Source organism: Pseudoxanthomonas kalamensis DSM 18571, assembly GCF_010211745.1.
GTDB lineage: Bacteria > Pseudomonadota > Gammaproteobacteria > Xanthomonadales > Xanthomonadaceae > Pseudoxanthomonas_A > Pseudoxanthomonas_A kalamensis.
In genome coordinates this window covers 18314-32402 of record NZ_PDWQ01000005.1, presented here as the reverse complement: position 1 = coordinate 32402, position 14089 = coordinate 18314, and the positions used below count along the sequence as shown (strand labels likewise).

Below are 14089 nucleotides of genomic sequence, written 5' to 3'. Positions count from 1 at the left end.
AAATCGTGATTCGGTCCTATTGATGGGTTCTATTGACAAGGACATCGACGAGGCATTGAGGGCGGCGCGGCGCGGCATCGGCCGCGCGCTCAGCCGCGATCGCGGCCGCCTGCACGGGCTGTGGTCGCGCTGGCGGGGCAAGCCGCGCGACGCGACGGCGAGAGCGGCGTTCGAGCGGGCGCTGGCGGCTTCGGTCGCCACCTGCGAGGCGCGCGCGGCTTCGACGCCATCGGTCACGGTGGACGAATCGCTGCCGGTGGCGCGCGAGGCCGAGCGCATTGTCGCCGCGATCCGAAAGCATCCGGTGGTGGTGATTGCGGGCGAAACCGGTTCCGGCAAGACCACCCAGTTGCCCAAGCTGTGCCTGGCCGCCGGCCGTGGCGTGGCCGGGACCATCGGCTGCACCCAGCCGCGGCGGATCGCCGCGCGTGCGGTGGCACGGCGCGTGGCCGAGGAACTGCAGGTGCCGCTGGGTGGCGCGGTCGGCTACCAGGTGCGCTTCAGCGACCAGGCCGGCGACGACACCCGGATCAAGTTCATGACCGACGGCATCCTGCTGGCCGAAATCGCTTCGGACCGCTGGCTGTCGGCTTACGACACGATCATCGTCGACGAGGCGCATGAGCGCAGCCTCAACATCGATTTCCTGCTCGGCTACCTGAAGCAGCTGTTGCGCAAGCGCCGCGACCTGAAGCTGATCGTCACTTCGGCGACCATCGACACGGAACGCTTTTCCCGCCATTTCGACGATGCGCCGGTGATTTCAGTCGAGGGCCGTACCTGGCCGGTGGAGATACGCTACCGGCCGCTGGAGGGCGAGACCGGGGAAGAGGGCGAGTCGCGCGAAGGCGAGCGCAGCGTCAACGACGCCATCGTCGCCGCGGTCGACGACATCACCCGCCACGCCCCGCGCGGCGACGTGCTGCTGTTCCTGCCCGGCGAGCGCGAAATCCGCGACGCGCATCAGGCGCTGGAGCGGCGCAAGTACCGGCAGACCGAGGTACTGCCGCTGTACGCGCGATTGTCGGCGCGCGACCAGGATCGGGTATTCAACCCGGGGCCGCAGCGACGACTGGTGCTGGCTACCAACGTGGCCGAGACGTCGCTGACGGTGCCGCGGATCCGCTACGTGATCGATCCGGGGTTCGCCCGGGTCAAACGCTACAGCCCGCGGCAGAAGCTGGACCGGCTGCACATCGAGCCGGTCAGTCAGGCCAGCGCCAACCAGCGCAGCGGCCGCTGCGGGCGCATCGCCGAAGGTGTGTGCTACCGGCTGTATTCGCAGGCCGATTTCGAGGCGCGGCCGCAGTTCACCGACCCGGAGATCCGGCGCGCGTCGTTGGCCGGGGTGATCCTGCGCATGCTGCAGCTGGGGCTGGGACGGGTCGAGGATTTTCCGTTTCTGGAGCCGCCGGACGAGCGCGCCGTCGCCGACGGCTGGCAGCAGCTGGCCGAACTGGGTGCGGTTGATCGCGAGCGCCGGCTGACTGCGATCGGCCGGCAGATGGCGCGCTTGCCGGTCGACGTCAAGCTGGCGCGGATGCTGGTGGCCGCGCAACGGCATGGCTGCCTGCGCGAGATGCTGGTCATCGCCGCCTTTCTCGGCATCCAGGACCCGCGCGAGCGGCCGCCGGAGGCGCGCGAAGCGGCCGACAACGCGCATGCGAAGTTTGCCGACCCGCGCTCGGAATTCGTCGGCATCCTCAAGTTGTGGGAAGGCTACCGGCAGGCGCACGAGGACCTGACCCAGTCGAAGCTGCGTGACTGGTGCGGACGGCACTTCCTCGGGTTCCTGCGCATGCGCGAATGGCGCGAACTGCATCGCCAGTTGCTGCTGCTGTGCGCCGAACTCGGCTGGCAGCCAGGCGAGCCCTCGGCCTTGCTGCGCGAGGGCTCCAACGAACGCGAACGCCAGGGCGCCTACCTGTTCCTGCATCGCGCACTGATCGCCGGGCTTCCGACCCAGATCGGCCATCGCACCGACAAGGGTGACTATCAGGCGCCGCGACAGCGCCGCTTCCAGCTGTTTCCCGGCTCGGCGCTGGCGAAGTCATCCGCGGGGCGTTCCACGCCGCCGTGGGTACTCAGCGCCACCCTACTGGACACGCAGAAGGTCTGGGGTCTGAGCAATGCGGCAATCGAGCCGGACTGGGTCATCGCCGAGCTGCCGCATCTGCTGGCGCGCAAGCATTTCGACCCGCACTGGTCGCGCGCACAGGGGCACGTGCTGGCTTCGGAGCAGATCAGCCTGTTCGGGCTGGTGCTGGCGCCGAAGAAGCCGGTGCACTACGGCCGCATCGCCCCGGCCGAGGCGCACGAAATCTTCGTCCGTCAGAGCCTGGTCAGCGGCGAGATCAACAGCCGCGCCGGATTCGTCGCCGACAACCTGAAGACGCTGGCGCAGGCGCATGAAGAAGAGGCCAAGTTGCGCCGCGCCGGCATCGTTGCCGACGAGGACTGGCAGGCGCGCTGGTATCTGGACCGGATTCCGTCCGAAATCCATTCCGCCGCCGGGCTCGACGCGTGGTGGAAGACGCTGGATGAAGCGTCGCGCCGCAGCCTGCGCTGGTCGCTGACCGATCTGCTGCCGGGCGAGGGCAGCGAAGAAGATCGTTATCCGAAGTACTTCGCGCTGGGCGATGCGCGGCTGCCGTTGCAGTATCGCTTCGAGCCGGGCGCGGCCGATGATGGCGTCAGCCTGGATGTGCCGCTGCACCTGCTGGGTGCGCTGGATGCGGCGCGGCTGTCGTGGCTGGCGCCGGGCTTCGTCGCCGAGAAGTCGGCTGCGCTGATCCGCAGCCTGCCCAAGGCGCAGCGGCGCAACTACGTGCCGGCACCGGATTTCGGCCGCGCCTTCTTCGAGGCCTTTCCGCAGCCCAGTGCCGACGACATCCGTGGCGAACTGGCGCGCTTTCTCGGCAAGGCCACCGGCGCGCCAGTGGCGGCCACGGACTTCGACGAGGCTGCGCTGGAACCGCATCTGCGCATGCACCTGCGCCTGCGCGACGACAAAGGCCGGGTGCTGGCCGAATCCCGTGATTTGGACGTCTTGCTCGCGTGTTTCGGCGAGCGCGCGGGACAGGCGTTCGCCGCCCGCGCCGGACGTGCGTTGGCCACGCAAGGTCTGCAGGAGTTCCCGGCCGAGCCGATTCCGTTGCAGGTTCCGGGCGAAGCCGGTGTGCCGGCATGGCCGGCGCTGCAGGAGGTGGATGGCCGGGTTGACCTGCAGGTATTCGCCGATCGCGACGATGCCGTTCGCGCGCATCCGCGCGGCGTGCGCCGGCTGCTGGAAATGGCGCTGGCCGACACGCTGCGGCAGGCGCGCCGGCAGTTGCCGGTGTCGCCGAAGATCGGCCTGCTGTACGCAGCCATCGAGCGTTTCGCCGAGACTGGGGGTCAGGCCGCGACCGACAAGGATCGGCTGCGTGCGGACATCGTCGATGCGGCGCTGAACGCGGTGCTGGCCGACGGCCTGCAGGACATCCGCACCCGCGAGGCCTTCGTCCAGCGCCGTGAACAGGCCGGTCGCGCGCTGTTCGCCGAGGCAATGGAACGGTTGACGCTGGCAGAAACGATCCTGGCGGCGGTCGCTGAGCTGCGCCCCGCGCTGGAAGCGCCGCTGGTCGGCTGGGCGCGCGGCAATCTGGACGACCTGCGCGAGCAGCTCGATGGTTTGGTGCATCCTGGCTTCCTGCGCCGGACCCCGGCCGTGGCGCTGGCGCAGTTCCCGCGCTACCTGAAGGCGATGGCGCTGCGGGTCGAGCGTGCCTTGCGCGACCCCTCGCGCGACCAGGCGCGAATGCTGGAAATCAAGCCGTTCGCCGATGCGCTGGCGACGGCACGCGCAGCAGGCACCGACGCGCAACCGGAATGGCAGGCGCTGCGCTGGGAGCTGGAAGAACTGCGGGTATCGCTGTTCGCGCAGGAGCTGGCTGCGCGTGGGGGCGTTTCGGCGAAGAAGCTGGCACAGCGGCTGGCCGGACTGCAGGCGTCGTCGCGACGCTGATCAGTCGATGCGGAACACGCGGGCCTTCGGTAGGTCTTCGTCCACCTGCAGGAACCAGCGTCCGGCGATGCCCGGCACCAGCAGGATCTCCGGCGATTCGACCGGCTCGCGCAGGCGCAGCTTGCCCTTCAGCACCTGCCAGCGCTGGCCGTTGTCCAGCTCGAACACGCTGCCCGGCTCCCAGCCTTCGACGCGGCCACGGGCACGCGCATGGATGGACGCTTGGCCCAGGCCGATAAAGGCCAGCGAACCGTCGTCGGAAGCGGTCGCAACGTCACCCGCAGTCGTCGCACTTGCCGTTGCGGGCATCTGCAGCAACTGGTTCAGCAGTTCCAGCTGTTCCACACTGAGCCGATCCAGTCCGGTCTGCCGCATCTGCTCCGGAGACAGGCGTTGCTCGATGCGGACGTATTCGGCGGCTGGCGCGGGCGCGGATAGCGCCAACAACAAGGCGCAGATGACGACGAGGCGAAGGATTACCGACATGATCCTAGTCTCCGCAAATTCAAGTCGGCCAGTATTGGCCTGCCGGATGACGAAGGCATGTCGGCCGGCCAGCTACTTGATCCTGCGCACCTTGGCTGAGGTGTTGTAGCCCTTGACCTTCATGTACCAGACGCCGAGGACGCCGGGTTTGATGCTGACCTCCGGATTGTCGCGGCGCACGCCGGCGAGGGTGGCAGAGTCGGTCTGCTCCCAGACCTGGCCATTGGCCAGACGGTATTGGCGACCCTTGCCGAAGCCCTTGAACTCGCCGTCGATGGTCGAGATGATCGGCTCGTCGGAGCCGAAGTCGAAGAAGCCGCGGTTCTTCTGCACGACCTCCTGGCGTCCTTCCTCGCGGGCCTTTTCGGCGACTTCCGCGGCAAGCGTGGCGGTGACCGCGGTGGTGACGGCATCGACCTTGCGGTTCAGCCAGGCGTTGAGGTTGGCAAGTTCTTCCTGCGACAGCTTGTCCAGTCCGGCGGCGCGGAATTCCTCCGCCGACATCTGCTTCTTCAGGTCGGCGTCCGTCTGTTCCTGTGCCATCCCCGGTATTGGCGCAAGCGCCAGCAGCAGGGCGACGAAAACGACATGCAGCATCACGGCCGGTCTTGGCATGGTCTGTTCCTCGGATCGGGTGCCGGGTAGTGTAGTGATATCCGGAATGAATGTTGGCTGTGCCGCAAATCCCCAGCGAAAACCTGCGCGAACTGTTCGATCGGCCTGTATTGGGCGGATTGCCACCGGCGCTGCGCGACGGTGCGCGCGCGTGGCTGGCATCGGCGCCGGCCATGGTCGAGTGCCGCCTGCCGTGGGACGTGCTGGCCGATACCTTGGACATTCTCGGCGGGCTGTCGGCCGATGCCGAGGTACTGGTGGCGACGCTGTGGTACGACGTGCCGGCCCTGCGCGAGCAAGTCGTGCCGGACTTGGCCGCGCGAGATCCGGCCATCGCCAGCCTGGTCGAGGGACAGAAGGCCGCCGCCCAGGTCTGGGCCCTGCATGCCGAGCATCCGGCAGGCAGCAATACCGAAGGGCTGCGCCGGCTGCTGCTGGCGATCGTGCAGGACCTGCGGGTGGTGCCGATCCTGCTGGCGCGGCAGCTGGCGCGGATGCGAGCGGCCGGCGACTTGCCCGATGAGGAGCGCCGCGCGCTGGCCCTGCTGACGCGCGACATCCACGCACCGCTGGCCAACCGGCTGGGTATCTGGCAGCTGAAGTGGGAACTGGAAGACCTGACCTTCCGCTTCCTGCAGCCGGATACCTACCGGCAGCTGGCCAGCGAACTGGACGGCAAGCGGATCGAGCGCGAACGCTTCATCGAACGGGTCAAGGCGCAGCTGCGCGAGGCGATGGTCGCACACGGCATCGCCGCCGAAATCAGCGGCCGGCCCAAGCACATCTACAGCATCTGGCGGAAGATGCAGCGCAAGCAGGTGCCGATGGACGAACTGTACGATCTGCGCGCGGTACGGGTGACGGTGGACGACGTGGCCGCCTGCTATGCCGCACTGGGCGTGGTGCATGCCTTGTGGGCGCCGATCCCCAGCGAGTTCGACGACTACATCGCCCGCCCCAAGGCCAACGACTATCGTTCGTTGCATACCGCCGTGGTCGGTCCCGAGGGGCGCACGCTGGAAGTGCAGATACGCACCCACGAAATGCATGCGCAGGCCGAACTGGGCGTGGCCGCGCACTGGCGCTACAAGGAAGGCGGCAGCAAGGGTGCCGACCGCAGTTTCGAACGCAAGATCGCCTGGATGCGCCGGTTGCTGGAGCAATCCGGCGAAGGCGACACGCTCGGCGGCGGGTTGGAGGACGAGCTGGCCGAGGACCGAGTCTACGCGCTGACCCCGAAGGGTGAGGTGATCGACCTGCCGCAGGGCGCCACCGTGCTGGATTTCGCCTACCACGTGCATACCATGGTCGGGCATCGCACGCGCGGAGCCAAGGTCAATGGCCGCATCGTTCAGCTCGGCCACACTTTGCGCAGTGGCGACCGGGTCGAGATCCTGACCGCCAAGATCGCCGAGCCTCGGCGCGACTGGCTGCTGCCGGCCAACGGCTTCCTTGCCAGCGGACGCGCGCGCGACAAGGTCCGGGCCTGGTTTCACAAGCTCGACCGCGCCAACAACGTGCAGGCCGGTCGCGAGATACTCGAACGCGAACTGCGGCGGATGGGTCAGCTGAGTGCCGATCTGGCGCCGCTGCTGAAGCGCTTCCATGCCGATAGCGTGGACGACTTGTACGTGCAGATCGCACTCGGAGATGTCGGTCCGACCCAAGTCGGGCGCGCCCTGTTCGAGGAGCAGCGTCCGCCGGCTCCGGCAGCGCCTTCGCCGCGACCACCACCTGCACGGAGGTCTGCGGACGCGGGTTCGAGCTTCACCGTGCAGGGCGTGGGCAACCTGCTGGTGCAGCTGGGCAAGTGCTGCCAGCCGGTGGCCGGCGAACCGATCGCCGGCTACCTGACCCGCAGCCGCGGCGTCACTGTGCATCGCACCGGTTGCGCGGCGTTTCAGCGGCTGGCCGCGGCGAATCCGCAACGGGTGCTGCCGGTGGAATGGGGCAGCGGTGCAGGTGGCTATGAGGCCGACGTGCAGCTCACCGCGGTGGACCGCAAGTGGTTGCTGAAGGACGTGACCAACCTGATCGCGCAGCAGGATGTGCACGTGCTGGGCATCCACAGCGAGCCGCTGCGCAACAGCGGTCGGGTGCGTTTTCGCCTGCGCCTGAGGGTCGCCGACTATGCGCAGCTGTCGACCCTGCTGGGCAAGCTGGATGCGTTACCCGGGGTCGAAGAGGCGCGCCGTTCAGCCTGAGTGGTCGGGAGGCGAGGGTATGCTGTCGCGGTGACCGGCCCATCGGACAAGCTGCGCAATCGCATCGAGCCGTCGCCTGGCTGGCCTGCGGATATCCCGTCCCGACCGCGCGCGCACCGGCAGGTACCGGCCTGGCGCCGTCGTCGCCACTGGCAGTGGGCGGTGGCCGTGCTGTTGCTGCTGGTGGTGATCGCATTGCTGTTCCGGCAACCGCTGGCCGATGCGCTGTGGCCAGCATCGAAGGTGCAGGCTCTGCTCGATGCCGGTGATGCCGCCCTGCACGAAGGACGGCTGGACGCGGCCGACGGCAGCGGCGCGCGCCAGTCCTACGAGGCGGCATTGGCGCTGGATTCGGATCGCAGCGAGGCTCGTGCCGGCCTGACCCGGGTCGCCAACGCCGCCATCGGCCAGGCACGGACGGCCTTGCGTGACGGCCGATTGGCGGATGCGAACGAGTCCCTGAAACTGGCGCGCGAGCTGCAGGCGCCACGTGAACTCACCGACGCGGTAGCCGCGGAACTGCGCGAACGGCAGGCAGCCAGCGCCGGCGTGGAGCAATGGCTTGCGCAGGCGGCCGAGGCCTTGGCCGAGCATCGTCTCGATGGCGCCGAGGACGCGGCATTGCCGCTGTATCAGCGTGTGCTGGCAGTACAACCGCAACGCGTCGAGGCGCTGGAAGGGCGCGAGGACGCGCTGACCGATCTGCTGCAACAGGCTTGGCATGCTCTGGGGCAGGACGATCTGGCTGCCGCCGCCGCGATGATCGCTGCGGCCGACCGCTACGACGCCGGCCATGCCGAACTGCCGCAGGCGCGCGCGGAATTGTCGCGGGTGCGCGAACAGCGGCGTCGGCAGGCCGATCGCGCCCTGCAGCACGGACAGCTGGATCGCGCGCAGGCGTTGTACCGTCAGGTGCTGGCCGCCGGAGCGGACGATGCCGCACAGCGCGGCCTGGAACAGGTGGTGCAGGCGCATGCGCGCGCCGCTGCCGCGCTGGCGGCGGACTTCCGTTTCGACGAAGCCGAAAGGCAGCTGGCCGCGGCGAAGGCGTTGCAGCCCGACGCGGTGGCCGTCCGCGATGCCGAACGTGCCCTGCAGCGCGCGCGCCAGGCGCATGCGCAGTCCGCGTCGTTGTCACTGCCGGGGGCGGAAAGGCAGCGTCGCGTGCAGACCCTGCTGGACGAAATCGCCCGTGCCGAAACGCGTGGCGAATGGATCGCGCCGCCGGGTGACAGCGCGTACGACAAGCTGCGCAGCGCACAATCGCTGGCGCCGGATTCGGCCGAAGTGAAGGCGGTCGCGCGCCGCGTCACCGTGGCGGTACAGGCCTGCTTCGAGGACGAATTGCGACGCAATCGCGTGCGCCGCGCGCAGGCCTGTTTCGATGCCTGGCAAACGCTGGATGCGCGCTCGGATGCGCTGGCCGATGCACGCCGCCGACTGGCGGGCAAGTGGATCGCTACCGGCGAAGAGCGCCTGCGCGCCGGCGACGTAGCCTTCGCCACGCAAGCGGTGAAACAGGCGCGGGCGACCGATGCCGCAGCGCCTGGGCTGGCCGAATTCGCTGCCCGCGTGCGCGATGCCGGTGGTTAGCCGGCCGCTGTCTGGTCGGCTGCTGCCGTGAAAAACACTCGCCGCACCGCCGCCCGCGCGGCATCGATCGAGAAATGGGTGGCAACGTTCTGCAGCCCGTTGCGTGCCAGCGAATTCCATGACTCCTCGTCGCCGTACAGGCGGACGATGGTATCGGCGAAGGCGTCAGGCGAATCGGCGATCCGCGCATCGATGCCGTCGCGCAGATGCATGCCTTCGGCCGCGCACGTGGTAGCCACCACCGGTTGCCCGTGCGCCATGCTCAGATTGATCTTGCCCTTGACCCCGGCGCCGTAGCGCAACGGGGCGACGGCGATCCGCGCGCCTTCCATCCACGGTGTCAGTTCCGGTACGTGACCGTGCACGATCACGCCGGGGATGTCCTGCAAGGCGCGGACTGCTGCCGGCGGATTGCTGCCGATGCAGTGGAACCGCACGTCGGGGAGCCGTTCGCGCACGCGTGGAAAGACTTCGCGCGCGAACCACAGCACGGCGTCGGCATTGGGCGGATGGCCGAAGCCGCCGACGAACACCAGGTCGCGGCGCTGCGCGAACGGCAGCCCGGGACCGGCGGGGCGATGCAGGTTGGAGACGATCTCGACCCGTGCCTGCGGCGCGTCCCGCCGCAACAGTTCGCATTCGTTCGCGCTGACCACCAGGGTGACATCGCTGCCGGCGATCACCGCCAGTTCGCGTTCGCGGGTGGCAGCGGCCGCGCGCTTCGATGCGGCATCGCCGGCCAGTTCGGCGCCCCGTGTCTCGCGCAGGTAATGCAGGTCGACGCTGTCGAACACGACCCGCGCCTGCGGCGCATGCTGGCGCAACAGCGGCAGCAGGCCTTCGGCCAGGTGGTAACGGCACACCATCACCGTGTCGAAGCTGCCGCCGTGTTCGCGCAGCCAGTTTGGCAGTTCGTCCAGCCACGGCGCATACCAGACCTGTACGCCGACGCCCTGCAAGGCGCGGGTGTAGTCGCCGTCATGGCGGCGGTCGGCGGGCAAGAACACCACCTGCGCACCTTCTTCGTCCAGCAAGCGCATCAGGTTGAACAGGCGCAGCGAACCGGAATCGCGGTCCGGACGCGGCCCCGCGTCGGCAATCACCAGGATCCGGCATCGACCGGGAACGGCATCGGACAGCCGGCTGCCGGGCGCGGGCTGGTCGTGCAGTGCACCGCGCCACTTGTCGCGGAAGCGGTCCCGGTTGCGCAGTTGGTAGGCCTTGATGCCCTGGCCGGTATCGGTGCCGGCGGTCGCGCCTTCGGCATGCACCACCCGCGCCAGCGGCTGGTACAGCACGCGCCGCCCGGCTGCGCGCACGGCGAAGGCCAGGTCGGTGTCTTCGTAATAGGCCGGGGCGTAGCGGGTGTCGAACCCGCCCAGCCGCGAGAACAGCGCGCGCGGCACGGCGATGGCCGCGCCGGAGCAGTAATCGACCTCGCGCAGGCAGGCATAGCGCGGATCGTCCGGCGATTCGAAGCGGCCGCGGTTCCAGCCGCTGCCGTCGGCGAATACCTGTCCGCCGGCTTCCTGCAGGCGGCCATCCGGATACAGCAGTTGCGCGCCGACCAGGCCCGCATCCGGATGCGTTTCGAAGGTGGCCAGCAGGGCGTCCAGCCAGCCCGGTTGCGGTACGGTGTCGTTGTTGAGGAACACCACGTATTCGCCGCGTGCCACAGCTGCGCCGTCGTTGCAGGCAGCGACAAAGCCGCCATTCTCGGCGCGACGGTGGTAGCGAAGGCCTTCGATGCGCGGCAGCCATTCGCCGCTGCGGTCGCTGGAACCGTCGTCGATGATGATGATCTCGCACGCGGCCTGCGGCGGATGATCGGCCAGCGCATGCAGGCAGGCCAGGGTATGCGCCAGCTGGTTGTAGACCGGGATGACGACGCTGGCGCGTGGGGTGACGCTGGCCGGTACCACGAATGGCATGAAGTCGTCGCCATCGACGGCCAGCGGGTAGCCGGTCGGGAAATACAGCGCAGCCGACAACGGCGCCTGCTCGCGCCGGAACAGCAGCTGCGCGCGTTCCCAGCTGGCCTGCCAGCCGCGCGTGCGCAGGCTGGTCAGACCCCGGCGGATCAGGCCCAGCGTGCGCTGGATGCGATAACGCAGGCCGGCCAGGGAAATCGACATTCCGTTTGCAACTCCAGCTGAGCGGGGGTCTTGTGGCGGGGCCGCAGCACCACCGGGCTGCGCTAGACTCGCCGTTCATCCCATTGTCGCATTCCCGTGGCCCGCAACGACGAAGCAGACCCCGACACGGACTACGAAGACGGCGCGCCGGCCTGGCGCGGCTGGCTGGTCAAGGCGGTATTGGCGCTGCTGGGGCTGGGGCTTGGCTTCCTGATCCCGTACATGCTGTACCTGAACCATCAGGTCAGCCAGCGCTTCGGTGCGCTGCAATGGCAGGTGCCGACCCGGGTGTACGCCCGTCCGCTGCTGCTCTCGCCCGGGCTGGCGATGGATGCGGCCACGCTGAAGACCGAACTGGCCGCGTCCGCCTACCGCGACGACGGTGCCGGCACGCTGCCGGGAACCTATGCCGTGGAGGGAAGCGGTTTCACCATTTCCAGCCGCGGCTACATCGACGTGGACGGCCGGGTGCCTGCCAAGCGCATCCGGGTGAGCCTGACCGGCGGCCGGGTCGGCAGCGTGCGCGACCTGGACAAGGATCAGGCGCTGAAGGCGGTGCGACTGGATCCGGCGCGGATCGCCACCCTGTACGGGCAGAAGCAGGAAGAGCGCCGCCTGGTCCGGCTGGAAGACGTGCCGGAACTGCTGGTCACCGGCCTGCAGTCGGTGGAGGACCGCGACTTCGCCCGCCACCACGGTATCGATTTCAGCGGTATCGCGCGTGCGCTGTGGGTGACGCTCAAGTCGGGCGGCAAGGTGCGCCAGGGCGCCAGCACCATCACCCAGCAGCTGGCGCGCAGCGGCCTGCTCGGGATCGGCAAGGAAGTGACCCCGGCGCGCAAGTTCAACGAGATCCTGTACGCGATCATCCTCGATGCGCGCTACGACAAGCGCACCATCCTGGAGGCCTATTTCAACCAGGTGTACTGGGGCCAGCGTGGCAACCAGGCCATCCATGGCGTTTCCGCGGCCGCCGAGTACTGGTTCGGCAGCGACCTGGAGGCCTTGAGCACCGAGCAGATCGCCCTGCTGATCGGCATCGTCAAGGGTCCGTCCTACTACGACCCGCGTCGCCATCCGGAGCGCGCGCTGGACCGGCGCAACTTGGCGCTGCGGATGATGCACGAGTCGAAGCTGATCGATGACGCCGAATACCAGCGCGCATTGCAGGCGCCGCTGGGGGTCACCGCCACCCCGGGACTGACCGCGGCCAATCGCTTCCCGGCCTATGTCGACCTGGTCCGCCGCCAGCTGGCGCGCGACTATCCGGAAGGCGCGCTGCAGGGCGCCGGCCTGACCGTGCATACCGGCATGTCGCCTTCCGCGCAGGCCTATGCCGAAGGCGCGGCGACGCGTGCGCTGAAATCGCTGGAGCGCAAGGACCGGCCACCGTTGCAGGTGGGCATGGTGGTCACCGACGTGCACGACGGCGACGTGCTGGCCGTGGTCGGCAGCCGCGACGTGTCGCAGCCGGGCTTCAACCGCGCGGTCGAGGCCAAGCGGCCGGTCGGTTCGCTGCTGAAGCCCTTCGTCTACCTGCTGGCGCTGGCGCAGCCGGACCGCTGGTCGCTGGCGACCTGGGTCGACGATTCGCCGGTGGCGGTGCGGCTGGGCAAGAACCGTGAATGGCGGCCGGACAATTCCGACAACCGCAGCCATGGCACGGTGCGGATGATCGATGCGCTGGCGCATTCCTACAACCAGGCGACGGTGCGGGTCGGCATGCAGGTCGATCCGCAGCGGTTGGCGCAGTTGCTGAAGGTGCTGGCCGGGATCGAGGCCCAGCCCAATCCGGCGCTGATCCTGGGCTCCACCGACCAGAGCCCCTACGCGATGGCCCAGCTGTACCAGTTCCTGGCCTCGGGCGGCGAGATCCAGCCCTTGCACGCGGTGCGCGGCGTGCTCGATCCGGACGGCAAGTTGCTGAAGCGTTACGACAAGACCCCGGCGCCGGCGCAGCCGGGCGATTCGCTGGCCGCAAATCTGGTCGGTGTGGCCCTGCAGGACGTGGTCAGCAACGGTACCGGCCGTGGACTGCTGGCCGATGGCCTGGGCAGGCTGAAGCCGGCCGGCAAGACCGGTACCACCAATGACGGCCGCGACAGCTGGTATGCCGGCTACACCGGCGATCACCTGGCCGTGGTCTGGGTCGGCAACGACCAGAACCAGCAGGCCGGACTGTATGGCGCCACCCATGCCATGCGGGTGTGGTCGGGGCTGTTCTCGCGCCTGCCCAGTGCGCCGCTGCGGGTGTCGAACAAGGGCATGGACTGGCAATGGGTGGTCGGCGACGCCAGTACCGATGCCGGCTGCCCCGGCGCGCGCCGCCTGCCGTTCGTGGTCGGCTTCGTGCCAGCGTACCGTTCCTGCGTGATCGAACCGCCGTCGGCGCTGCCGGACGAGGTCGCCGGACCGTCGCCGACCGACCCGGCCACGCAGGAAGCACCGAAGGCCAGCGGCTGGCGGCGCTTCTTTGGCCTGCCGCCGAAGCGGGAAGATCCGCCGGCGGACACCCCGGCGCCGTCCACGCCATGACGCTGCGAGAGTACGTTTGCGGGTTTGTAGTGGCGTGGGCACTGTGCGCCTGCGCTGGTTCGTCTTTGGTAACTGTGCCGGTCGAGCCGTCGGTATCGCCACAACAACGGCTGGTCGCGGTGCGCGAAGCCGGTGGCGGCGAGGACACCGAATTGCAGGTGCAGCCGCTGCGCGACCCGCAGGTGGAAGACCTGCGGCTGGCCGCGGAGCGGGCGCTGGCCGCAGGCGATATCGAAACTGCCGTGAATGCCCTGAACCAGGCCCTGCTGATCGTCGGCGACGACCCGGCGGTGCTGCAGGAGCGTGCCGAAGTGGCGCTGCTGCAGGCCGACTACGAGCGGGTGGAACGGCTGGCCCGGCGCGCCTTCGACCTTGGCTCGCGGGTCGGCCCGCTGTGCCGGCGGCACTGGGCGGCGATCGAGCAGGCGCGGCTGGCCCGTGGCGAAGACCTCAACGCGGCGTCCGCGCATGCGCAGATCCAAGCCTGCACGGTGGCCGGCGTGACTAGAATGTAG

General features: G+C 68.9%; 8 protein-coding genes. 5 read left to right on the top strand and 3 right to left on the bottom strand.

What is annotated here, in order from left to right; translation table 11 throughout:
- The first annotated feature begins 22 nt into the window (after positions 1-22).
- Entirely contained in the window at positions 23-4006 is a 3984-nt protein-coding gene (gene hrpA, locus CSC70_RS10605; RefSeq protein WP_162456614.1) for an ATP-dependent RNA helicase HrpA, read from the top strand.
- Here the strand turns inward: hrpA and CSC70_RS10600 are convergent, their stop codons facing one another.
- Complete coding sequence (locus tag CSC70_RS10600) at positions 4007-4492, bottom strand: hypothetical protein (protein ID WP_162456613.1); 486 nt, start codon at positions 4490-4492, stop codon at positions 4007-4009.
- A gap of 72 nt (positions 4493-4564) precedes the next feature.
- Positions 4565-5107 carry a hypothetical protein gene (locus CSC70_RS10595; protein WP_425501570.1) on the bottom strand — a complete coding sequence of 181 codons (543 nt, stop codon included), beginning with the start codon at positions 5105-5107 and terminating at the stop codon, positions 4565-4567.
- A gap of 59 nt (positions 5108-5166) precedes the next feature.
- On the opposite strand from CSC70_RS10595, the gene CSC70_RS10590 reads away from it, so the two are divergent.
- Both CSC70_RS10590 and CSC70_RS10585 read left to right on the top strand, forming a co-directional pair.
- Positions 5167-7311, top strand: a complete 2145-nt coding sequence (locus CSC70_RS10590; RefSeq protein ID WP_246189415.1) for a RelA/SpoT family protein — start codon at positions 5167-5169, stop codon at positions 7309-7311.
- 162 nt (positions 7312-7473) lie between these two features.
- Positions 7474-8904 (top strand): hypothetical protein, encoded by a 1431-nt coding sequence (locus CSC70_RS10585; RefSeq protein WP_162456839.1) that lies wholly within the window; start codon positions 7474-7476, stop codon positions 8902-8904.
- Here the strand turns inward: CSC70_RS10585 and CSC70_RS10580 are convergent.
- A complete protein-coding gene (locus CSC70_RS10580; RefSeq protein WP_162456611.1) occupies positions 8901-11039 on the bottom strand; it encodes a glycosyltransferase in 2139 nt (712 codons plus the stop codon). The two genes, CSC70_RS10585 and CSC70_RS10580, sit on opposite strands and share 4 nt — an antisense overlap.
- 90 nt (positions 11040-11129) lie before the next feature.
- Between CSC70_RS10580 and mrcB the strand changes: the two genes are divergently transcribed.
- Together mrcB and CSC70_RS10570 are read left to right on the top strand one after the other, a co-directional pair.
- Positions 11130-13574 carry a penicillin-binding protein 1B gene (gene mrcB / locus CSC70_RS10575; RefSeq protein ID WP_162456838.1) on the top strand — a complete coding sequence of 815 codons (2445 nt, stop codon included), beginning with the start codon at positions 11130-11132 and terminating at the stop codon, positions 13572-13574.
- Entirely contained in the window at positions 13571-14089 is a 519-nt protein-coding gene (locus CSC70_RS10570; RefSeq protein ID WP_162456610.1) for a tetratricopeptide repeat protein, read from the top strand. Before mrcB ends, CSC70_RS10570 begins: the two co-directional genes overlap by 4 nt.

Coding starts and splice junctions, on each gene's coding strand:
- hrpA (WP_162456614.1), top strand. CDS start 23: ATGGGTTCTATTGACAAGGACATCGACGAGGCATTGAGGGCGGCGCGG.
- CSC70_RS10600 (WP_162456613.1), bottom strand. CDS start 4,492: ATGTCGGTAATCCTTCGCCTCGTCGTCATCTGCGCCTTGTTGTTGGCG.
- CSC70_RS10595 (WP_425501570.1), bottom strand. CDS start 5,107: ATGCCAAGACCGGCCGTGATGCTGCATGTCGTTTTCGTCGCCCTGCTG.
- CSC70_RS10580 (WP_162456611.1), bottom strand. CDS start 11,039: ATGTCGATTTCCCTGGCCGGCCTGCGTTATCGCATCCAGCGCACGCTG.
- CSC70_RS10570 (WP_162456610.1), top strand. CDS start 13,571: ATGACGCTGCGAGAGTACGTTTGCGGGTTTGTAGTGGCGTGGGCACTG.